Origin of the sequence: Tenacibaculum piscium, from assembly GCF_021390715.1 — a bacterium.
Taxonomy (GTDB): domain Bacteria; phylum Bacteroidota; class Bacteroidia; order Flavobacteriales; family Flavobacteriaceae; genus Polaribacter; species Polaribacter piscius.
This window is the reverse complement of the sequence record NZ_JAJGWT010000016.1, coordinates 827-7,955: the sequence shown is the minus strand read 5'-3', so window position 1 is coordinate 7,955 and position 7,129 is coordinate 827. Positions and strand designations below refer to the sequence as shown.

The following is a 7,129-nucleotide window of genomic DNA, read 5'->3' as shown; positions in this document are numbered from 1 at the left end:
TTTTATTCGTAATATTTTTCTAGCGATATTTTTAAATTTCTGTATTTACTTATAAATCAGGTTCTAATTGCGTAATTTTTGCCAATTACTTGTAACGGTTTGTATATGAAAAGTGCTGTTTTGTGTGCGAGGATTTTCCGCAGGAAAATCAGATGTAGCAAAACGGCACTAACTTTTGTGTTATGACCAAATTAAGCATTTTTTATATACGTTGTTAGCTTTTCGTTATTTTTTTTACAATTAAAATACTGTTATAAAATCACATATTTTTCAGCATTTTTATTCGGCGTTTAACTTGTCTAAATTTTCATTTCTGATTGCATAAACAGGCTAAAAGTCCACTATTTTCATTTCAGAATTACAGACAGATTCTTGCGTAATATTTGTCAGAATCCCACAGTTTTTCATTTCTGATTGCATAAACAGGATAAAATTCCACCGTTTCTATTTCATAATTACAGACAGATTCTTGCGTAATATTTTTCAAAATATACTACGTTAAAATTCCATTTCTAATTGCGTAATATTTATCAGGATTCTACTTTTTTAAACCGCTTTATTTTTCCAATTTTGCGTATTTTTTGTTAATGAAAGCTAACGGATTTGTATATGATTTGTTGCGTTATTCTGGACTAAATTTAGTAAAAAAAATCGGAATAGAAAATCCCCCAAGGGATTTTCGTATGTAGGCGAAAACCAGCAATTAATTATATACGTTGTTAGTTTTTCGTTGCGAAACATTTTTATAAGCACGTTTTTTTGCGTTTCTAAGTTTTTCAAGAATTTAAAATTCAAGATTTGTTTATGTTTTATTTTTTCTTTAAAATTCTAAACATTCTTTTTTAGATTCACGTAAAACAGATTTTTTCACGAGTTTAAAATTCAAAATTTGTTATATTTCATTAAACTTTTTCTTTAAAATTCTAAATATTCTTTTTTGGATTTACTCAAACCAGCAATTTTTCACGAGTTTAAAGATTTTCAATTTGTTAGTTTTTTTCTAAACTTTTTCTTTAAAACTCTAAATATTCTTTTTTTAGATTTATGCAAAACAGCGTTTTTTATGAGTTTAAAAATTTACGATTTATTGATTTTTAATTATTCAAAAACATTCTCAATAATTCTATTTTTTCTTTAATATTCTCATTTTTTCTGAGCAATGAAAACTAACGTTTTTGTATATTATTTGTTGCGTGTTTTGAGTAACTAATTTAGTAAATAAAAGCGGAATAGAAAATCCCCTAAGGATTTTCGTAGGTAGGCGAGTACTAGCAATAAATTATATACGGTGTTGTGTACAGTAATTTTTAACAGCAATCCCAATAAAAATATGCTTTAGTGAAATCCTTTTTAATTAGATTTTCCTTGCTGATAAAAATGTGTCCTAGTCCGCTATCTCCAAACATTATTTGGTCATCTACATCTATTTGTAAAACTTGAATGTCATCTCTTTGGTCAGCATTATAGTCTCTTGGGTCAGATTGAGTGAATTCAGCATATCCACCAATTTTATGACCTGCAGCGTCAAAGTATTTTCCGAATAATTCCTCTTGTTGTTCGGTCAATTTTTCCGTAAAATCCCAATAATCAATTCCATTAAATAGATAGTCAAATTGTGAATCTTCCGAACCTCCTTTATCAATTCCTTTTTCAAATGAGAGTTGATGAAGTTTAAATACAGGCATTTCTTCATAATCTTTTTCTGTTATGAAAGAAAAGTCATTTAATGATTCTTTGCTTAATTCCTCAACTGTATGATAAATTATAGCAAAATCTTCCTGATACCAATCTGTTACTGATAAAAATAGTTGAAGAATTCCATTTTTCGGGAATGAATCCAATTCAGGAATATGTTCAAAATTTAGTTGGGCAACCATTATCATAGGTTTTCCATTTTCATCTTTTGGGTATTCTTTATCTAATGGAAAGAATGGTTTTCCAAGAAATTTACTTTCTTTTAAATTCAAGTTATCTTCAAGAAGTTTTTCTTTTCGAGGTTTTGCTTTTATTCGAACAAATTCCCGTTCGTATTTCTTTAAATCTGGCTCAAATTTCTTTAAAAATTCAGGAATCATTATCGTTTTTTTATTGTACACAACGTGTTTGTATATGGTTTGTTGCGTGTTTAAGCACCTAATTTAGTAAATAAAAACTGACTAGAAAATCCGCGAGGATTTTCGTAAGTAGGCTAGAACTAGCAATAAATTATATACGGTGTTGTGGGCAGTTTTTTAATATTTTCCCATTTCCTCTAATGTCTGAATATTGTAATATTTTTTTTCTTCAAAACCATCTTTATATGCCTTATTAAATAATGCTATAACTTTGTTTTCATCTTCATCAAATAAGTCTAGGTCGAATTTATCAATTCGTTCTTTTATTATTTCTTTATCTAGACCTGAAAAAAATTGATATTCAGCCAATTGATAACCAGTATCACTATTTGATGTCATCCAATTTCTTTTTATAGACAACCACAGGTATTTAATAAGTTCATTATCATTCACGATTAGTTTCGGGAAATTTTCGTCATAATATTCCGAAAAACTACCTTTAACAACTCCAAGTATTAAATCTATTTCATCTTCTCCTAAAAATTCTTTATCATCTAGCAATTTTGTGAAAAGTTGTTTTGCTGAAATATTTCGCTTTTCAATTATATCTTTAATGAATAAGTCGTCATCGTCTTTTTCTCTTTTAAATAGATAATACCATAAGTAATCTGGATATAGTTTTTCTTTATCTAATTGTTCTTTTGAGTGCATTATAGTGTCAGCAACATAAAAAGTAGAAAATCTTATTTCTTCCTGAGTTTTAACCAAATGTTCTAATATGATTTTACGCTTTTCTTCTAAATCTGGTATTTCATACAAAATTTTCGAGCAAAACCTTAAAACACTCATAATGTCAGAATCGTACCCAAAAAATCCTTGTTTTTTGTATGGTAAATGATTAGTAAAACTTAAAGTAGATAACAGAATGTTTTTTTGTTGCTCTTTTTTGGAATTATTATTTTTAATTTCAACCCAATTTAGGAATTGAAATAATTGATTTTTATCATTAATTTTTTTCAAAATTTCAATGTTAGATTGGATTTCGGTTGAATTAATAAATTTATCAAAAATTTCTTCCTGTATATCGAAATTGGCAAGTTGTAAATTGAAATATCTGTCAAAATAATTTTTGTTTGCAATTCTTTTATCACGAATAAGGTCTTCTGGTGATTGCGAATTAAATACAAACGAACTATCTATAAGAAAAAGTCTATTTAATATGTTTTTAGTGTTAAAATCAAATTCAGTTTTTTCGATAATATCTTTAGTTGAGTTTTCGTCATTTGAACCCATTCTAAAATTATAATTAGTTTCCGATTTTTGATATATTAAACTCTCTTTATTGTCGATTACAAACTGATATGCTTTTTGATTAAAAATTCTTAAAGCCTCTATTGATAAAAAATCTAAAAGGTTTAGGTCGTTGAAAATTGATGACAATCTTAACTTAATACTGTTGTTGTATCTATAGATGTCTCTTAATGATGTGAAGTATTTTATAAAAGGTTCCGTTTTTATTTCTTCACTTTGGTTTTTTATAATTTCTGATATTTCTCCAGCAGGAAATAAAGTGTTTATGCTATCTATAAAAATTCGAGTAATATCTTCTTTTGATACAGAAGGTAAAGTGTAATCTATTTGAACAATTTTCTCAATGTATTTTTTACCATTTTCTCCAAATTGATGATTTAATGCAGTTGTTACTACATCTTGGTCATAGGCTAAAATAAAAACAGTATTAGCAAAATTACCATTCAGTTTTACCAATTGAAAAATATCAGTAATTTCAGATGGTGTTAAACGGTCAATATCATCAATAGTTATGTATAACTTAACTTTAGATTTAATAAGTAAATCATCGATATCGGTTTTTAAATCTGAAAGGTTTTTTTCTTTACTTAATCCTTGTAAGAATTTTTGAGCATCTGCAACTGCTTCTCCTGTTCCTGAATGAATGTACTTTAACCAGTTTAAATGTTCTAAAAAGTCTGCTATTTTTTTTGAAGCATCTTTAAGTTTTTCTTTATTGCTTTCTAGTTTTACAAATAATTCTTTAAGAAAAATATTCTGTAATTCTTTCTGTCCTGAAAACATCCAAGGATTGAACCTAATCGTTATTATTTCATCATTATTTTCTTTAGTTAAACGCTCAACCTCATTTATTATAAAATTTATTATAGTAGATTTTCCTGAACCCCAAGTTCCATTAATTCCAAGGACAATACTTTCATTGTTTTCTCGAAACGAGTTTACTAGTCCAGAAGCAATTTCAGTCGCAAATAAGTGTCTTCCTAATTTGTCATATTTACTTTCCTTTAATGGTAAATCTGTATGCATATTCTTATTTTATACGATGGTTTGTTAAATTGCCCACAACGATCTAGTATAAGAATAGTAGCGGGTTTTTATCCACTAACCTTTCGATTAAATACAGATCTTTTTTATATTTACTTTATTTCGTTTTAGCGATTAAACCGCTATTATTTTTATACATTGTTGGCAGTAGTTATTTTTTCTTTCGTTTTTATATTATATTTTTTCAAAATGTCAGAATACAAACCACGAGCAGATAAATATTCAGATAGTTCAATTTCAAAATCTCCATACAGTTCAAATAGTTCTTTCGTTGGTGCATACTTTTTCTCAAATTCCCAATAATGTTTACTGAATAAGTCTGAAAACTCGATTGATTCTTTACATTCTTTAATATCTACTAAAACATTATTAAACAACTTTATTTCTCCACCAGTTTCAAAAAATGTTTCTCCGTTTTTAAAAAGAATTAAATTTGTCTTTTCCCAAGTTTCTGTTTTTTCATAACCACTTAAAAAACGTAGATTACTTTTTTCATATTTCATTAACCAATCTATCATTGATTTTTCTGAAGAATCATCAAATTCAGAAAGTGCTTGTCCAGCAGGGTCAAGATTCTTAACTAATTTATTGAAGTTTTCAATAGTTACGTAAATAGATAAGAAAGGCCAAACAAAATTATAATCCCAATCAAAGTTTTTTACAGAATTGTATATTTTTTTATTGTCATTAAACCATAAAATAAACTCTTCAATATCGGTTATTTTGTTCTCAAATTTCTCAAATTCTTTAACTGCAAATTCTACTTGTTGTTGAAGTGAAGCAATGTGAGATGAAGGATTGTAATTTTTGCTTTCGTCTTTTTTGAACCTAAAATAAATACAATTTTTCTTAATTATATTTTCATCGTTTTTAAAATCACTACATCTAAATAAGTCTGTAATTTCATTATTTTCTTCTTTAAAAAGTAAGTCTAAATAATCATTATTTTTTGTTAAAAAAGTATAACCAATACAACCTTTATAGCATTTATTACAAGTACCTTTTGAGACTTTCTCAAATTTATTAATGCCTTGTTTTTTCAATCTGTCAAATTCCTTACTAAGTGTTTTTATAAATAAATCTTTAGAAACTTCCATATATGCTTTGTTATTATCTAAAACGATGTCTAACAAGTCAATATCCATTTCTGTGATTGCTTTAATTGTATTGTTTTTTTCTGTCATTAAGTCGTTGTTTGCTTAATCAATCAATTAGTGATTTTTAATAATAGATTCAAATACTGTAATTAATGATTCATATCTCTCCTTTGAAATTGTATTTATACTTAATTTATCATTAAGTTCATTAATTAGTTTCTCAAGTCTAGGTTTATTAAGTTCTTTTAAGTTTACTTGACTCTCAACCCATAAACTTCCAGATGGACTTTTATTTATTCTTTTATTCATAAAATTGTTCAAGAAATCTCCATTAATTTTATAACTATAATATAATACATTTTTGTATTGAATAATTAATGGTAATTGATTTATTAATTTGAAATCTTGACTACCGTCCTTGTTTTGATTTAAATATTTGAAGAGTATTTCATTTTTATCACTTCGATTTAACTGACTAATCCTTGAAAGGTTTTTAAATCCAATTGGCGTAATGTAAAATTTTAATTCATTCGAAACAATCTCTGTACCAATAAATGATTTATTGTTTAATTCGTTCACAATGCGTGTATAAGATAATTTCAATCCCATTGTTATTACATCCTTAAAAAACAATATACTTTTATCAGAAAAATATGGATTTTCACTATCCTCAATTCCAATTCCTTTCTTTATTTCACTACTGTAATTAATATAATCAAGTGCAGAATCTTTAAGGTCTTTCATCTCTTTAGAAAAATTTATATGATGAATTTCCCAAGGAAATGATAGTTTTGATGTTTCTGACAATGAAATATTACATTTGTCCTTTAATATTTTTGATGAAATTTCTTTAAAAATTTTTAATAATATGTCATTTTCAGGAATTGCTTTATTCTTATCCTGAAAATCATATTTAATTATCAAAAAAAGCAAATAGTTGAAATACATATCTGGTCTAATGTAATTAAAACACTTTTCTAGATTTGCTTTATAAAACATTGGTCTATCAATGTTAATCCAATTGCTATCATAAACGTTTATTTTGTCTAATTTTATGAAATCAATAGTATTTACAAATTGGTCATAATTTGTTTTTTTGACATCTAATTGATTATTAAGAATAGGTTGTTTTTTAAACTTTTTAAAAAAACTAAAATATATCTTTTTAAATTTTTCTATATTCATTTTGAATAATTATTGGTTTATTCTTCTTTCTCATTGGTTGCTCTTAATTGCTGCCAACGGATTTGTATATGATTTGTTGCGTTATTCTGGACTAAATTTAGTAAAAAAAATCGGAATAGAAAATCCCCCAAGGGATTTTCGTATGTAGGCGAGAACCAGCAATTAATTATATACGTTGTTGTAAATAGTAGCTTTTTGTTTATTCCTAACTTTGATTATTAAATTACTATTCAAAAAACCTATAAAATTTGAAGTTCTATAAACGAGTTAAAAAACATTTCAAAACTCTTTTTTAAAAACTAGAAATATTCTCAATTTTTTCTTCTTTTTCTTAAATTTTTTTTGATTCATGTTTTACAAACGAGTTAAAAACATTTCAAAACTCTTTTTTGAAAACTATAAATATTCTCAATTTTTTCTTCTTTTCTTAAATTGTTT

General features: G+C 26.0%; 4 protein-coding genes. All 4 read right to left on the bottom strand.

Annotated elements, in window-relative coordinates; translation table 11 throughout:
- Nucleotides 1-1,307: 1,307 nt before the first annotated feature.
- The 4 genes from L0U77_RS11350 to L0U77_RS11335 all read right to left on the bottom strand — a co-directional run bounded on the left by L0U77_RS11350 (nucleotide 1,308) and on the right by L0U77_RS11335 (nucleotide 6,691).
- Entirely contained in the window at nucleotides 1,308-2,075 is a 768-nt protein-coding gene (locus L0U77_RS11350; RefSeq protein ID WP_233898058.1) for a YwqG family protein, read from the bottom strand.
- A gap of 156 nt (nucleotides 2,076-2,231) precedes the next feature.
- Nucleotides 2,232-4,391: a KAP family P-loop NTPase fold protein gene (locus L0U77_RS11345; RefSeq protein WP_233898055.1), complete on the bottom strand. Its 2,160-nt coding sequence runs from the start codon at nucleotides 4,389-4,391 to the stop codon at nucleotides 2,232-2,234.
- A 149-nt stretch (nucleotides 4,392-4,540) separates the two neighbouring features.
- On the bottom strand, nucleotides 4,541-5,593 hold the full coding sequence (locus tag L0U77_RS11340; RefSeq protein ID WP_232118769.1) for a hypothetical protein: 1,053 nt from the start codon (nucleotides 5,591-5,593) through the stop codon (nucleotides 4,541-4,543).
- Between the two features lie 27 nt (nucleotides 5,594-5,620).
- Nucleotides 5,621-6,691, bottom strand: coding sequence for a hypothetical protein (locus tag L0U77_RS11335; RefSeq protein WP_232118768.1), 1,071 nt, complete (start codon nucleotides 6,689-6,691; stop codon nucleotides 5,621-5,623).
- Between the last annotated feature and the right edge of the window lie 438 nt (nucleotides 6,692-7,129).